Below are 13976 nucleotides of genomic sequence, written 5' to 3'. Positions count from 1 at the left end.
TCATGTCAGGCTTTGCCAATTCTTGCCGCCTTGCCCTTGTCGACCCACCACAGCGCTTCGACCGGAAAGTCGAAATCGGGTTTCCGCTCGGGAAAGCCGAACATGTCCCAATAGGCGCTTCGATGATTCGCCAGGAACCAACTTGGAATCCAATCGCGCCGTGCACGCAAGACCCGGTCGAGCGCACGCATGGCGATTGTCAGGCTTTCGCGGTCCTTGGCGGCGCCGGCGGCGTCGACCAGGGCGTCGATGGCCGGGCTCGATGTTCCCGGCAGATTGCGTGTGCCCGACAAGGTTGCGGTTCGCGAGTGGAAAAAGGTTTCGAGGTCGTCACGAGTTGGCGTCGCCGGAAACCGGGCCGCAACCGAGATAAGATCGTAGTCGAACGAATTCTGCCGCAGCTGATACTGCGCGGCGTCGACCAGCCGGATAGAGGCATCGATGCCGACCGCCTTCATGTTTTCCACCCAGGGCGAGTAAACCTGCTCGAAGACCTCGTCATCGACAAGAAACTCTGCCGACAGTCGACCGCCCTTGTCGTTGACGACGAAATTGCCGGAGCGTTTCCAGCCGGCGTCAGTCAGGAGCTTGGCCGCCTTGCCAAGCAACTGGCGGTCGCGCCCGGAACCGTTCGACACGTCTTGTGTGACGGCTTCGCCAAAAGCCTCGCCCGGAATCTGGCCGCGTAGTGGCTCGAGCAAGGCTAGTTCCTGTGGCGACGGGACGCCCTCGGCACGAAAATCGGATTGCTCGAAGCAGGATTGCGAGCGCTCATAGGAGCCGTAAAAGAAATTGCGCCGCGTCCATTCGAAGTCGAAGCAGAGCCCGATCGCTTGCCGCACGCGCGGGTCGCGGAATTGCTCCCGCCGCTGATTGACGGCGGTGGCCTGCATGGAAGGCATCGTTTCGGCCGGGAATTCGCGCTTCACCACCTTGCCGGCAATGAAGGCGGGGAAGTCGTAGCCCGTCGCCCAGACTCGCGACACGAATTCTTCCTTGTAGAGGATCTCTCCCTTCTTGAACGCTTCGAAGGCAACGTTGCGATCCTGGTAGAACTCGACACGAATGCGCTGAAAATTGTTCTGGCCGCGATTGACCGGCAGGTCGTTGCCCCAATAGTCGGCCACTCGCTCATATTCGATCCAGGCCCCTGCCGACCAGCGACCGACCTTGTAGGCGCTTGACCCGAGCGGCGGATTCATCTGCGAGGAATCGAACGGGTTGGCCGTATAGAAAGCCTTCGACAGGATCGGGAACGCAACGACGTTGAGGATGGTGCGGGTTGTCTGCTTGCCGGAGAAGGCAAGCTTCAACGTGTGAGCATCGATGGCGATCGCGTCGTTCAGATGTGTCAGCGGCAGCGAATAGTCCGGATGCCCCTTGTCCTTCAACAGCTTGAAGGTGAAGGCGGCGTCCTCGGCCGTCAGCGGCGTGCCGTCATGGAAACGAGCCTGCGGACGCAGCGAGAAGGTGAACCCGTTGCGGTCGTCTGAAATCGTCACGCCGTCAGCGATCAGCCCGTAGACGGCGTCAGGTTCGTCGAACGCTCTCACCATCAGCGAATCGAAGCACATCTCCATACGCTGCGGCGAATCGCCTTTGGGAACGAACGAATTCAGCGTGTTGAAGGTCAGCGGTGTCTGGTTGGAGCCCCAGTTGCGCGGCAGGAAGTTGAACGTACCGCCTTGCGGCGCATCGACATTGACATAGTCGAAATGCGTGAAATCCGGCTTGTATTTGAGGTCGCCGAAAGCCGACAGCCCATGCAGTTTCACATCGGTCGGGCTGGCGGCGAAGGCACGGCCCGGCAGTAGCGCGGCGGTGGTTGCCGCGGCGCCAAGCGTCAGGAAGCCACGACGAGGTAGCATCGACTGCTGCCCCATCAATCGCTACCCTTGTATTTGGCCGCGAGCGCCTTTTCCTTCTCGGGGTCGATCCACCAGGAATCGATATCGGCGCCGCGGTAGCTTGGCTGCTTGTCCGGAATCCCGAACTTGTTCCAGTAGGCGAGCCACACCACCGCACGGTAGTATTGCGGCACGACATAGTAGTTCCACAGCAGCACCCGGTCGAGCGCATGGGTGACGGCCACGAGATCGTCGCGGTCGGTGGCAAAGATGATGCGGTCGACAAGGGCGTCGACGACCGGATCCTTGATGCCGGAAAAGTTGCGCGATCCCGGTGTGTCTGCGGCCTTCGAACTCCAGAAATCGCGTTGCTCGTTGCCGGGCGATTCCGATTGCTGCAGCAGGTTGGTGATGACGTCGTAATCGAAATTGTTGACGCGGTTGATGTATTGGCTCTGGTCGATGATGCGCAGCGTCGCATCGACGCCGATTTTGCGCAGATTGGCGATATAGGTGCCGGAAAGGACCTGGTCCGTTTCACTTGAGCCGATGATCTCGAACTTGAACGGCTCGCCGGTCTTGGCGTTGACCATCTTGCCGCCCTTGATCACCCAGCCGGCCTTGGCGAACAGATCGACCGCCTGCTTCAGGTATTTGCGCTCGGCTTGCGGCGTGTCATAGACCGGCAGCTTGAACGCCTGCGTGAAAAGCTCGGGCGGCAGTTTGTCGCGGTATTTTTCCAGGATTTCCAGCTCCTTGCCTTGCGGCTGGCCACTCGATGCCAGCTCCGTGCCTTGGAAGTAACTGCTGGTACGGGTGTTGAAGCCGAAGAACAACGTACGGTTCATTGTCTCGAAATCGTACGCACAGGTCAGTGCCTCGCGTACAAGGCGATCCTGGAACAGCGGCCGCCTCTGGTTGAGCATGAAGGCCTGCATCGGCTCCGGCGAGGTGGTCTTGAATTCCTGCTTGATCACGTCGCCGGCCTTGATCGCCGGGAAATCATAAAACGTCGCCCACTTCTTCGAGCTGTTTTCCGGCTTGATATCGTCGAGCCCGCCCTTCTTGAAGGCTTGCCAGACGGCATTGTCGTCAAGAATATAGGTGAAGCGCTGGGTGTCGAAATTCTCGCGCCCGATTTTCACCGGCAGCTTGGCGCCCCAGTAATCCGGCACGCGCTGCCAGACGATCTCCGAGCCCGGCTTGAAGCTGGCAATCTTGTAGGCTGCTGAGCCAAGCGGCGGCTCCAGCGTCCCCTTGGTGATGTCGCGCTTCTTGCCGTTGGGGTCGGTGCCTTCCCACCAATGCTTGGGCAGAACGACGAGGTCGCCAAGGATCTTGGGCAGTTCGCGGTTGCCCTTTTGGCTGAAATGGAATTCGACCTCGCGGTCCGAGATCGCGACGGCCTCGGTGACGTTCTCGAAATAGCGGCTATACATCGGGCTGTTCGCCTTCAGCACCTGGAACGACCAGATCACATCGTCGACGGTGATCGGCTGCCCGTCATGCCACTTCGCGCGCGGGTCCAGCCGGTAGGTCGCCGATGAATAATCGGCCGGATATTTGTAGGCGTCGGCGATCAGCGGGTGGCTGACGCTGCCTTCGTCGGTCGCCTGGTCCATCAGCGTATCGTAGAGCAGGCCGCCGCCCAACGGCTGGAAGCCGGCGGCCGGCGCTCCTTGCACGATGTAGGGATTGAAGCTGTCGAATGTCCCTTGGACGACGGAGTTGTAGGCCCCACCCTTGGGGGCGTTCGGGTTGACGTAGTCGTAGTGCTGGAAATTGTCGCCGTATTTGGATTGGCCGATCAGCGAAGAGGTGGTCCGCCACTCGTCGGCCCGGGTCGCCTGCAGTCCTGCCGCCAGAAGGGCTGCCGCCAGCAGCGACCTGAGAAGCGTTCGGCCAACCGTCATGCACTGTCCTCTTCGCGATGCGTTTCTCCGGACCATCCAGAAAAGGCAATCTAGATGATTTGGCGCTCCTGAAAACCGCCATGCGCGGCTTTGTCGCCGCATATGCGTTTTTCCTAACAAAAAAGCCGGGCAGAACCCGGCTTTTCTATGAACGCTTTGATGACAATTCGGTTATTTGGCCGGCGCGGCTGGTGCCGCCGGAGCCGCGGGCGCGGCAGGCTTGGCCGGAGCGGCGCCATCGGCCGGCTTGGCGGGCGCGCTGGCGTCGGCGGCGGCGCCCGCTGCAGGCAGCGGCTTGGGATTGTCCGACAGCGTGCGCAGATAGGCGATGACGTTGGCGCGGTCCTCGTCCTTGGGCAGGCCGGCGAAGCCCATGGCCGTGCCCTTCACGAATTTCTTCGGCGAGGTGATGAAGTGGTTGATGTTGTCGTAGGTCCACTTCTCGGTGCCGCCCTTGGAAAATTCCTTCATGCCGGCCGAGTAGGCGAAGCCTTCATGTTCGGCGACGGGACGATCGACGAGATCCCACAGATCGGGGCCGACCTTGTTGGGGCCACCCTTTTCACCGGAATGGCAGGCCTGGCATTTCTTGAAGACCGCAGCACCCGCCTCGACATTGGCGGTCGCCAGCAGGTCGGCGATCGGCTTGGCTTCGGCGGCCGGCGCGCCAGCGCCGCCTTCGGCGGGCTCCGCGGCCTCGATGGCAAAACCGGGCTTTTCCGGCGCGGGCGAGGCAAACAGCGCGTCCGACACGATGCCGACCGAGAAAACCACGAAAACGGTTCCGAGCAATCCGGCGAGCAGCTTGTTGACTTCGTTGGAATCCATACGCCCCTTGCTCCCTTTTCCGGCGGACCGAACCGTCCACTCCGTCCGTCGGTATCGAGACCTGCCCTCCAGAGCCGGTCAAATCGCGCGGAAACTAGGTCTTTTGCTCCAGCGTTGCAACACCTATAAGGGCGCTGCCAGTGAGACCTTTTGCCACTTTTCCCCTCCTCTTTTCGAACGCCTTGCCACAGCCATGTCCACCTTGATCCTGATACCGGCCCGCATGGCCTCCACCCGCCTGCCGGGCAAGCCGCTGGCCGACATATCCGGCGCGCCGATGATCGTCCATGTCGCCCGCCGCGCGGCCGAAGCCGGCCTCGGGCGGGTGGTGGTGGCGACCGACACGCAAAGCGTCGCCGAAGCGGTGCGCGCGCATGGTTTCGAGGCGGTAATGACGCGCATCGACCACGAATCCGGCTCCGACCGCATTCACGAGGCGCTTGCCGCGCTCGATCCCGGACGCAAGGTCGAAACGATCGTCAATGTACAGGGCGACCTGCCGACCATCGATCCCGACATCATCGCCGCCTCGCTCAGGCCGTTCGAGGACGCGGCGGTGGATATCGCCACGCTTGGCGTCGAGATCGTCCGCGACGAGGAAAAGACCAATCCGAACGTCGTCAAGATCGTCGGTTCGCCGCTCTCCGGCACACGGCTGAGGGCGCTCTATTTTACCCGCGCCACAGCGCCTTGGGGCGAGGGCCCGCTCTATCACCATGTCGGCCTCTACGCCTATCGCCGCTCGGCACTTGAGCGCTTCGTCGCGCTGAAACCGTCGCCGCTGGAGCGCCGCGAGCGGCTTGAGCAGTTGCGGGCGCTGGAAGCCGGCATGCGCATCGATGCCGAGATCGTCCGGTCGCTGCCGCTCGGCGTCGACACGCCGCAAGACCTTGAGCGCGCCCGAACCATCCTTTCAAACTGAGAATTCCCTTCGACACCGTGAATCGAGACCCGGCCATGCCTGAAAAGACCAACAGAATATCCTTCCAGGGCGAGCCGGGCGCCAATTCCGACACCGCCTGCCGCAACGTCTATCCCTCGATGGAGCCGTTGCCGTGCCCGACCTTCGAGGATGCCTTCAACGCGGTCGAGACCGGCAAGGCCGACCTCGCCATGATCCCGATCGAGAACACCATCGCCGGACGCGTCGCCGACATCCATCATCTGCTGCCGGAATCGCGGATGCACATCGTCGGCGAGTATTTCCTGCCGATCCATTTCCAGCTGATGGTGCTGCCCGGCGTCAAACGCGACGAGATCAAGACGGTTCACAGCCACATCCACGCGCTTGGCCAGTGCCGCAAATACATCCGCAAGAACGGCTGGAAGGCGGTCGTCGCCGGCGATACGGCCGGTGCCGCCAAGATGATCTCCGAGGTCAAGGACCGCACCATGGCCGCGCTGTCGCCGGCGCTGGCCGCGACGCTCTACGGGCTCGATATCATCGAGGAAAATGTCGAGGACACGGACTCGAACGTCACCCGTTTCGTCGTCCTGACCAAGAGCAAGCAATGGGCCGAGCGCCCGTCAGCCGACACCAAGATGATGACGACCTTCATCTTCCGCGTCCGCAACGTGCCGGCGGCGCTCTACAAAGCCATGGGCGGTTTCGCCACTAACGGCATCAACATGACCAAGCTGGAGAGCTACCAGCTAGGCGCCTTCACCGCGACGCTGTTCTACGCCGACATCGAGGGCCATCCCGACGATCCGCTGGTCAAGCTGGCGCTGGATGAGTTGCGCTTCTTCTCCCGCGAAGTGCGGATACTGGGCGTCTATCCGGCCAGCGAGTCGCGCGAGCAGTGGAAAGTGGCCGATTAGAGCAATTCCAGGAAGCCATGACTTAAAGCCTACGCCTGGATGTCCCACGGATTTACCAATGTTACTCCCGTTCCCTCGAAATCGCCAATGTTGCGCGTCACCAGCGTCATCCGCCGGGTGAAGGCCGTGGCCGCGATATAGGCATCATTGATCGGTTTGGGATTGGGCACATGCCATTGTGCCGCCTGAACGGCCGCTGCGTCGTCCAGCGGCAAGATACGACCGGAAAATGTTGTGAGAACCGCATTTTCCAACCAATTGCGCAGCACTTTGCCAGCAACGGCGTCGTTGTGTTCTACTAGTCTTACGCCAATCTCCAGTTCGTGCAGGACTACGGACGAAATGAAGGTTTCGGCAGGATCGACGGTTTCGTTCCAGAGCACGACGTTGGGATGCGCCCTACCGCTCGATACCTTGCGCAATTCGGACACGACATTGGTATCGAGCAACAGCATCAGGACAGGTCTACTGGTTGGGCATGTTCCGTGCGGGGCGGCAGCGGCAAGTCAACGTCACCCGCCTCCGGTGTGGCCAGCATGTCACCGAGCGACCGCGTTTTACCGGTGAGCCGTTTATATTCATCGAACGATAAGAGGACATGCACTGGCCGCCCTCTGTCGGTGATGATCACGGGGCCGTCCTTGGCAGCGCGTTTTGCGCGGCCTAGATCCTGATTGAGTTCGCGACCTGAAAGCGTGGTGATCATACCAATTTCCAAATGTGGTTACGTAACCACATTTAATCCGTTTGAGCGGAAATTGCAAGGTTGAGCGCACGAATGGCAACCCATCGCAGGTTCACGGATAGGGTTGCGTCGCCCTTGCCAGGAGCGCTATGGCGCTTCTGTTGTTCGACGCTGGCTGCGCTTAAATCACCGCGCCCAGCGGCACATAGTCGATCTCGAGAAATTTCTCGACCTCAGGCACCCAGCGGTCGCGCACGAAGGCGACATGGTCGGGATGATTGTTGTATCTGGTGTAGGCGGCCTGGTCGGCGAACTCCATCGAAAAGCCGAACCGGTAGTCGTTCTCGGGGCTGATCTGCCGCAACTGTTCGAAATGCGTGACGCCCCGGATCGCCGTCAGGATTTTCTTGGCGTCGACGAGGAACCGCTTTTCATCGAGCGAGTGCGGTGCATGCTTCAGCGTGAAGACGACGGTGTGACGGATCATTTTCTACTCCTGCAATGACTTTTAGTATTCGCTGTCGACCCAGGCGCGGATGAGATGGTGCGCGATCGCCCCTTTCGGCGGCGTGACAAGGTTGTCGGCATGCTCCCTGGCAAGCATGAGGCGCACCTCGTCGCGTCCGAACCAGCGGCAGTCCTCCAGCTCGTTGAGGTCGGCCTGGATGTCCTCATTGAGCGGCTCGCCGAAGCAGCCGATCATCAGCGAATAGGGAAACGGCCAGGGCTGGCTGGCGTGATAGACGACGCGGCCGAGCCGGATGCCGGCCTCCTCCAGCGTTTCGCGGCGCACCGCGGCCTCGATCGTCTCGCCCGGTTCGATGAAGCCGGCAAGCGCCGAATACATGCCCGGCGCGAAGTGTCGGCCGCGCCCGAGCAGGCATTTTTCCCGGGTCGCCGTCAGCATGATCGCCACCGGGTCGGTGCGCGGAAAATGCTCGGTGCCGCAATTCGGGCAATGGCGCTTGTAGCCGCCGGCCCGCATTTCGGATTGCGTGCCGCATTTGCTGCAGAAACGATGGCTGGCGTGCCAGGCGAGCAGGGCCGCCCCTTGCGCCATCGCCCCGGCCGCCGCTTCGTCGATCAGCCCTTGCATGTAGACAGAGCGGTAGTCGATCGCCTTGACGGTCTCGGGCAGCTGTTCGGCCTCGATTCCGACAGGCATCGCCAGCACCGGCCCCTGTTCGGAAAAGCCGAGCAGCACGCCCTGCGCGAAGAATGGATTGAAGGGTTCGCTCCCGGCGGCGTCGAACCAGGGATCGAGACTGCCGCTGTTACCAAGCTTCAGGTGGAGCCGGCCGCCATTCATCAGCAAAAGCCGCGTCGTCGGATCCGCCAGCGCCTTGTCGACCGAATCATCGGCTCGATTCTCGGATTGCCGGTCGATCGTGTTGCCGGCAAAGCCGACGAACTGGCTCGGCTCGCGCAAAGGCGCGTCAAACAGGCGGAAGCTCATGCGGACTCTGATGCTTTGGGATGGACATGTCTGGGAATGGACGTGTTTTGGAACAACACCGGGGAAGGCTTATAGCGCCGCCCTTATGGTTTCGGCAAACCGGCGCAGGTCGGCACGCTGATAGGGCTCGCGCAGGCCATACCCCCACACCGGGCCGGGCCAGCCGGGATCGCCTTCGGACCGTGCGACGATATGGATATGCAGTTGGCGCACGATATTGCCGAGCGCGCCGGTGTTGATCTTGGTGCAGCCGCTGACTTTCTTCAGCGCCTGCGCCACCATGTTGGTCTCGAAGGTCAGCATCGCCTGGTCGAGCGGCGTCATGTCGTGGATTTCTTCCGCGCCCGGCCGCTGCGGCACCAGGATCAGCCATGGCCAGCGGCGGTCGTTCATCACCCGCAATTCGCACAGCCCAAGCCACATCAACTGCTCGCTGTCCGCCTCCAGCCGGGCATCCAGCGTGAATCCGGCCTTCAGGCCCGGCAGCATCGGCGTTTCCCTTGCTTTTCTTGTTTTCCTCAAACCATGAACGCTAGAGCGGCTGCATCGGGGCTGCAAGCGAATCTCTCTTGTGATCGCGCCGATTTGCCTGCGCACTTGCATTTCGTCGCGCAATTGCCGATATGGACATCGGGAGGTTGGTGGTGGACGATCCACTCGCCAACCGGGTCAGGTCCGGAAGGAAGCAGCCCTAACGAGCCCGGAACGGGTCATTGTTCCAGCCTCCCACCTCATCGGCCCTCCTCGCGACATTGACGACGCATTGCAGCGCGGGCGAGACTATGCGCAGGAATCGGCGCCTTTGGGCGCGGCCTTTTGGAGCTTAACGGGCGAATGAGCGAAGCCGGAAATTCGGGGCCAAAAAGCCCAGAGAATGGAAAGGCCGCCGCCTACCGCGTGCTGGCGCGCAAATACCGGCCGTCGAATTTTTCCGAGCTGGTCGGCCAGGAGCCGATGGTGCGAACCCTCACCAACGCCTTTGCCACCGGCCGCATTGCCCAGGCCTGGATGCTGACCGGCGTGCGCGGCGTCGGCAAGACCACCACGGCGCGTATCCTGGCGCGGGCGCTGAACTACAAGACCGCGACCGTCGACCAGCCTTCCGTCGACCTCGCCGTGCTCGGCGAGCATTGCCAGGCGATCATGGAAGGCCGCCATGTCGACGTCATCGAGATGGACGCCGCCTCGCACACCGGCATCGACGACATCAGGGACATTATCGAACGCGTGCGCTACGCGCCGGTCTCGGCCCGCTACAAGGTCTACATCATCGACGAAGTGCACATGCTGTCGACGCAGGCCTTCAACGGTCTGCTGAAAACGCTGGAAGAGCCGCCGCCGCACGTCAAATTCATTTTCGCCACCACCGAAATCCGCAAGGTTCCGATCACCGTCCTGTCGCGCTGCCAGCGCTTTGACCTCAGGCGCATCGACGCCGGCGCGCTGGTGGCGCATCTCTCCTCGATCGCCGCCAAGGAAGGCATTTCGGTCGACGACGACGCGCTGGCGATGATCGCGCGCGCGGCCGAAGGCTCGGCTCGCGATTCGCTCTCCATCCTCGACCAGGCGATCGCGCACGGCGCCGGCGCCGTCAGCGCCGAAGCGGTGCGGGCCATGCTGGGCCTGGCCGACCGCGCCCGCATCGTCGATCTGTTCGAACATGTGATGAAGGGCGACGTGGCGGCGGCGCTCGCCGAATTCCGCGCGCAATACGACACCGGCGCCGATCCGGCCGCGGTGCTGACCGATCTTGCCGAATTCAACCATCTCGTCACCCGGTTGCGTTTCGTGCCGACCGCCATGGACGATGCATCGCTGTCGCAGGACGAGCGCCAGCGCGGCGCCGATTTCGCCAGGGCGCTGTCGGTCCGCGTGCTGTCGCGGACTTGGCAGATGCTGCTCAAGGGAATTCCCGAGGTGCAGTCCTCCAACCGGCCGGTCAGTGCCGCCGAAATGGTGCTGATCCGGCTGGCGCATGCCGCCGACCTGCCGACTCTGGACGAGGCGTTGCGATCACTGGACGGGGCAGCAACAGTTCAGAATGGCGCATCGCGCCCGAACGGAGCCCCTGCCGGCCCTGGCAATGGCGGCGCGGCCAGCGCGGTGGCGCAGGCGCGCATGCCATCCGGTTCCGGTGGCGCGCAGACCATGCGGCTGGTCGAGGCCACGCCGGCGCCGGCCGCCTTCGTCGCGCCGCCCGCGCCGGTGTCCGAGCCGCAGCAGGTGCCGGTCAGGTCGCTGGCCGACATCGTTGCGCTTGCCGACGCGCAGCGCGACATAGCCTTCAAGGTGCTGGTCAAGCGTTGCATCCGTCCTGTCCGCTTCGAGCCCGGCCGCATCGACGTCAGCCTGACCGACGATGCGCCCAAGCTGCTGCTCAACGACCTGACGACGAAACTGCGCGCCTGGACCGGCCGCAACTGGCTGGTGTCGCTGTCGAAGGAAGAGGGCGGCCAGACGCTGGCCGAAATGGAATCGACAAAGCGCGAAAACGCCTTCCTCGATGCCAAGAGCGATCCGACGGTTGCCGCCATCCTGGCGCGCTTTCCCGGCGCCAAGATCATCGACGTGCGTATTCCCGATGCGCCGGAGGCGGACGCGACCGAAGCCGAAGTGCCGGTCGAGCCGCCGGCGGATGACGACGAGACCTGATAAACCAAGACAAGGATCGGACCATGAAAGATCTTCTCGGCCTGATGGGCAAGGCGAAGGAAATGCAGGCCAAGTTCCAGGCCATGCAGGATGAGATTGCCACGGTCGAATCCGTCGGCCAGGCCGGCGGTGGCCTGGTCAGCGTCATCTTGAGCGGCAAGTTCGAGATGAAGTCGCTGAAGATCGACCCGTCCCTGTTCAAGGAGGATGAGGTCGAGATCCTCGAGGACCTGATTCTGGCCGCCCACAATGACGCCAAGGCCAAGGTCGAGCAGATCATGCAGGAAAAGACCAAGGCGCTGACATCAGGCCTGCCGATCCCGCCGGGAATGAAACTGCCGTTCTGATGCATCTCGCCCAAGACCGTGCAGCGGTTTTGGGGATGGCATGCATGAAAGTTTAACTCAGCGGCGATGCGCCCATGACCGAAGAGCCGTCCGAAAGACTGATCGAGCAGCGTATCCGCAACAGGATCTACGAGATTCTGGAAATCCTCGCCGATTGCGATGCCGGCGTCGATATTGTCGGCATCAAGGGTTACTTCTACCTGTTCGAGGATTTCGTGCACCGGCCGTCGATCGAGGCCGGCACGTCGGCGCTTTCGAAGGACGAGCGCGCTGTCGTGCTGGAGATCGCCGAATTCCTCGATGCGGCTTCGGAAACAAATCCCGATTTCACCAAGGCCGAATTCATCGACAGCGACTGGCCGGGAAAGATCGCGCCGGCGGCCAGGGACGCGCGGGCGCTGTTTCTCAGGCGCGGCCTGTTTTCGGAGAAGGTCGAGGAGTTTGAGCCCGGCCAGCCGGCGGCGATTGCGGCCGCGCGGTAGCGATTCCCGGAAAACTGCGACGAGGTTTCCCTCGGCAATTGCGGCGAAACCAAGAGAGAGCGGTCATCACTTTCGTGAAATGACGGCTCGATCTATCTGGAAAGGCTCAAAATTGTGCCTTTTCGGCAACAGTGCTTCGTTAATAACGTTTTGGCCATCATTTTGCCCGAAAGTGTCTCATTCTTGCCGCAGCCCGGGGGCGGGCATCGAAGTGAGAGGGTAGCCTGTTGATCGTCACGCGATGGAAGACGCCGCTGTTGCTTGGCGTCATCACGTCTCCCCTGTTTTTGGCCGCCTGCAGCCAGACCACTTCGCACGGCATGTCCGTTGCAGGCCTGACCGATGCCATCACGCCGAGCTTCCTGACGTCGCGCGCCTCCAGCCACTCGCAGAAGGACAGGGAGTGCCTGGAAAGGGCGATGTTCTTCGAATCCAGCCGCTCGAGCCGCGATGGCATGATCGCTGTCGGCACCGTGGTCATGAACCGGCTGCGCTCGGGCAACCACGGCAGCACCATCTGCCAGGTAGTCGGCGAGCCGGGACAATTCGCGCCGGGCGTCATGACCAGGCCGATGAATTCGCGCGCCATGCCCGATGTCGAGGAGGCGGCCGATGCCGTGCTCAAAGGCGAGCGCAAGGCCAAGCTGAAGAACACGATGTATTTCCACACCGCCGGCCTGCGCTTCCCCTACAAGAACATGCACTACACCATGGTTGCCGGCGGCAATGCCTTCTACGAGAAGCGCGGCCGCAACTGGCAGCCGCTGCCGGATGAACCGATGGTGGCGGTTGCCTCGGCCGGGTCCGAGATCGTGAAGCCGGCCGCGCCGGTGACGATGGTTGCCTCGACGGAGCCGGCGCGCCCCGCCAAAACGTCCCGAACCGCTCCGGCGCAGCAGGTCTATATGACCGCCGCCGCGGAACCGGCCCCTCAGCCCAAGACCAGGACCGCTCCGGCTCAAGAGACCCGCGTTGAAGAGACCTATGTGACCGCGGCCGCGGCGCCCACGGCCAAGTCGGCGCGCGTGACCGTGAAGCCGACAATGGTCGCGATGCAGGAGCCGATGGAAGAACCGGACGCCGCCCGTTTCGGCGGAACCTTGAACACCCGCGTCATTTCCTCGGTTCAGGGTGCTCCGCAAGAGGCGGCGATGGGGTTCCAGTCGACGCCTGAGAACACCGACGCCATCGGTGCGATGATCGCCAGCCAGTCTCGACCGCTCGAGGTCAACTGATTCGCATCGCACGGCTTCGATTGGCAGTATGGCGACCATGCGCGAACGCGGGATGTTCCAAAGCGCTCTGAAAAACCCTAGATCAGAGCAATGTCCAAGCGAATCGCCGGTCCCGAGATCGAACGCCTGATCCAGCTCCTGGCCAAGGTGCCGGGACTTGGTCCCCGTTCGGCCAGGCGCGCCGCCCTTCATCTGATCAAGAAGAAGGAACAGTTGCTGTCGCCGCTCGCCGCCGCCATGGGCGAAGCCGCCGACAAGGTGCGCATCTGTTCCACTTGCGGCAATGTCGACACATCCGACCCTTGCATGATCTGCACCGATCCGCGCCGCGACGCCGCCACGCTGATCGTTGTGGAGGACGTCTCGGATCTCTGGGCGTTGGAGCGGGCGGCGGCGATGAACGTGCGCTACCATGTGCTCGGCGGCACGCTGTCGCCGCTCGATGGTGTCGGCCCCGACCAGCTCAACATTCGCTCGTTGATCGACCGCGTCGCCGGCGGCGAGGTCAAGGAGATCATCCTCGCCGTCAACGCAACGGTCGAGGGCCAGACGACCGCGCACTACCTCACCGACCAGCTGTCCGGCTTCGACATCAAGGTGACAAGGCTGGCGCATGGCGTGCCGGTCGGCGGTGAACTCGACTATCTCGACGAGGGCACGCTCGCCGCCGCGCTTCGCTCACGGACGGCGTTTTGATGCAATTGGCGGGA

15 protein-coding genes and 1 other RNA gene are annotated in these 13976 nt (G+C 62.5%); 8 read left to right on the top strand and 8 right to left on the bottom strand.

Annotated elements, in window-relative coordinates; genetic code table 11:
- Positions 1-5 precede the first annotated feature (5 nt).
- The 3 genes from FJ546_RS04335 to FJ546_RS04325 all read right to left on the bottom strand — a co-directional run bounded on the left by FJ546_RS04335 (position 6) and on the right by FJ546_RS04325 (position 4588).
- The gene (locus FJ546_RS04335; protein ID WP_246686743.1) at positions 6-1868 is read right to left on the bottom strand and encodes an extracellular solute-binding protein; all 1863 of its coding nucleotides are present in this window, start codon (positions 1866-1868) and stop codon (positions 6-8) included.
- Between the two features lie 14 nt (positions 1869-1882).
- Complete coding sequence (locus FJ546_RS04330; RefSeq protein WP_140888229.1) at positions 1883-3760, bottom strand: extracellular solute-binding protein; 1878 nt, start codon at positions 3758-3760, stop codon at positions 1883-1885.
- 171 nt (positions 3761-3931) lie between these two features.
- Complete coding sequence (locus FJ546_RS04325) at positions 3932-4588, bottom strand: cytochrome c family protein (RefSeq protein ID WP_140888228.1); 657 nt, start codon at positions 4586-4588, stop codon at positions 3932-3934.
- 193 nt (positions 4589-4781) lie between these two features.
- Here FJ546_RS04325 and FJ546_RS04320 point away from each other — a divergent pair, with 193 nt between their 5' ends.
- Positions 4782-5510: a 3-deoxy-manno-octulosonate cytidylyltransferase gene (locus FJ546_RS04320; protein WP_140888227.1), complete on the top strand. Its 729-nt coding sequence runs from the start codon at positions 4782-4784 to the stop codon at positions 5508-5510.
- Between the two features lie 35 nt (positions 5511-5545).
- The gene (locus FJ546_RS04315; protein ID WP_064984594.1) at positions 5546-6409 is read left to right on the top strand and encodes a prephenate dehydratase; all 864 of its coding nucleotides are present in this window, start codon (positions 5546-5548) and stop codon (positions 6407-6409) included.
- Positions 6410-6438: 29 nt separating this feature from the next.
- Here the strand turns inward: FJ546_RS04315 and FJ546_RS04310 are convergent, their stop codons facing one another.
- The 5 genes from FJ546_RS04310 to FJ546_RS04290 form a co-directional block, all read right to left on the bottom strand.
- Positions 6439-6864: a type II toxin-antitoxin system VapC family toxin gene (locus tag FJ546_RS04310; protein ID WP_140888226.1), complete on the bottom strand. Its 426-nt coding sequence runs from the start codon at positions 6862-6864 to the stop codon at positions 6439-6441.
- Positions 6864-7115 (bottom strand): type II toxin-antitoxin system Phd/YefM family antitoxin, encoded by a 252-nt coding sequence (locus tag FJ546_RS04305; RefSeq protein WP_140888225.1) that lies wholly within the window; start codon positions 7113-7115, stop codon positions 6864-6866. The genes FJ546_RS04310 and FJ546_RS04305 overlap by 1 nt, the downstream gene beginning before the upstream one ends.
- A gap of 160 nt (positions 7116-7275) precedes the next feature.
- Positions 7276-7581: a Dabb family protein gene (locus FJ546_RS04300; RefSeq protein ID WP_140888224.1), complete on the bottom strand. Its 306-nt coding sequence runs from the start codon at positions 7579-7581 to the stop codon at positions 7276-7278.
- Between the two features lie 21 nt (positions 7582-7602).
- Positions 7603-8550 carry an NAD(+) diphosphatase gene (nudC, locus tag FJ546_RS04295; RefSeq protein ID WP_140888223.1) on the bottom strand — a complete coding sequence of 316 codons (948 nt, stop codon included), beginning with the start codon at positions 8548-8550 and terminating at the stop codon, positions 7603-7605.
- Between the two features lie 69 nt (positions 8551-8619).
- Positions 8620-9039: an HIT family protein gene (locus FJ546_RS04290; RefSeq protein WP_140888222.1), complete on the bottom strand. Its 420-nt coding sequence runs from the start codon at positions 9037-9039 to the stop codon at positions 8620-8622.
- Between the two features lie 144 nt (positions 9040-9183).
- Here FJ546_RS04290 and ffs point away from each other — a divergent pair.
- From ffs to recR, 6 genes are all read left to right on the top strand, one after another.
- Positions 9184-9280: signal recognition particle sRNA small type (gene ffs / locus FJ546_RS04285), an RNA gene on the top strand.
- Between the two features lie 104 nt (positions 9281-9384).
- The gene (locus tag FJ546_RS04280; RefSeq protein ID WP_140888221.1) at positions 9385-11202 is read left to right on the top strand and encodes a DNA polymerase III subunit gamma/tau; all 1818 of its coding nucleotides are present in this window, start codon (positions 9385-9387) and stop codon (positions 11200-11202) included.
- Between the two features lie 23 nt (positions 11203-11225).
- A complete protein-coding gene (locus FJ546_RS04275) occupies positions 11226-11549 on the top strand; it encodes a YbaB/EbfC family nucleoid-associated protein (RefSeq protein WP_010913283.1) in 324 nt (107 codons plus the stop codon).
- A gap of 74 nt (positions 11550-11623) precedes the next feature.
- The gene (locus FJ546_RS04270) at positions 11624-12031 is read left to right on the top strand and encodes a hypothetical protein (RefSeq protein ID WP_140888220.1); all 408 of its coding nucleotides are present in this window, start codon (positions 11624-11626) and stop codon (positions 12029-12031) included.
- Positions 12032-12258: 227 nt separating this feature from the next.
- The gene (locus tag FJ546_RS04265; protein WP_140888219.1) at positions 12259-13266 is read left to right on the top strand and encodes a cell wall hydrolase; all 1008 of its coding nucleotides are present in this window, start codon (positions 12259-12261) and stop codon (positions 13264-13266) included.
- A 90-nt stretch (positions 13267-13356) separates the two neighbouring features.
- On the top strand, positions 13357-13962 hold the full coding sequence (gene recR / locus FJ546_RS04260; protein WP_056569846.1) for a recombination mediator RecR: 606 nt from the start codon (positions 13357-13359) through the stop codon (positions 13960-13962).
- The last annotated feature ends 14 nt before the right edge of the window (positions 13963-13976 follow it).

The sequence above is a fragment of the Mesorhizobium sp. B2-4-19 genome (assembly GCF_006441315.1).
Lineage (GTDB): Bacteria > Pseudomonadota > Alphaproteobacteria > Rhizobiales > Rhizobiaceae > Mesorhizobium.
Note: the sequence above shows the minus strand (reverse complement) of the source record. Positions and strands in the feature narration are given on the sequence as shown.

Bases quoted from the DNA above. Each gene is read 5' to 3' on its own strand.
- FJ546_RS04335 (WP_246686743.1), bottom strand. From the start codon at position 1,868: ATGCTACCTCGTCGTGGCTTCCTGACGCTTGGCGCCGCGGCAACCACC.
- FJ546_RS04330 (WP_140888229.1), bottom strand. From the start codon at position 3,760: ATGACGGTTGGCCGAACGCTTCTCAGGTCGCTGCTGGCGGCAGCCCTT.
- FJ546_RS04325 (WP_140888228.1), bottom strand. From the start codon at position 4,588: ATGGATTCCAACGAAGTCAACAAGCTGCTCGCCGGATTGCTCGGAACC.
- FJ546_RS04320 (WP_140888227.1), top strand. From the start codon at position 4,782: ATGTCCACCTTGATCCTGATACCGGCCCGCATGGCCTCCACCCGCCTG.
- FJ546_RS04315 (WP_064984594.1), top strand. From the start codon at position 5,546: ATGCCTGAAAAGACCAACAGAATATCCTTCCAGGGCGAGCCGGGCGCC.
- FJ546_RS04310 (WP_140888226.1), bottom strand. From the start codon at position 6,864: ATGCTGTTGCTCGATACCAATGTCGTGTCCGAATTGCGCAAGGTATCG.
- FJ546_RS04305 (WP_140888225.1), bottom strand. From the start codon at position 7,115: ATGATCACCACGCTTTCAGGTCGCGAACTCAATCAGGATCTAGGCCGC.
- FJ546_RS04300 (WP_140888224.1), bottom strand. From the start codon at position 7,581: ATGATCCGTCACACCGTCGTCTTCACGCTGAAGCATGCACCGCACTCG.
- nudC (WP_140888223.1), bottom strand. From the start codon at position 8,550: ATGAGCTTCCGCCTGTTTGACGCGCCTTTGCGCGAGCCGAGCCAGTTC.
- FJ546_RS04290 (WP_140888222.1), bottom strand. From the start codon at position 9,039: ATGCTGCCGGGCCTGAAGGCCGGATTCACGCTGGATGCCCGGCTGGAG.
- FJ546_RS04280 (WP_140888221.1), top strand. From the start codon at position 9,385: ATGAGCGAAGCCGGAAATTCGGGGCCAAAAAGCCCAGAGAATGGAAAG.
- FJ546_RS04275 (WP_010913283.1), top strand. From the start codon at position 11,226: ATGAAAGATCTTCTCGGCCTGATGGGCAAGGCGAAGGAAATGCAGGCC.
- FJ546_RS04270 (WP_140888220.1), top strand. From the start codon at position 11,624: ATGACCGAAGAGCCGTCCGAAAGACTGATCGAGCAGCGTATCCGCAAC.
- recR (WP_056569846.1), top strand. From the start codon at position 13,357: ATGTCCAAGCGAATCGCCGGTCCCGAGATCGAACGCCTGATCCAGCTC.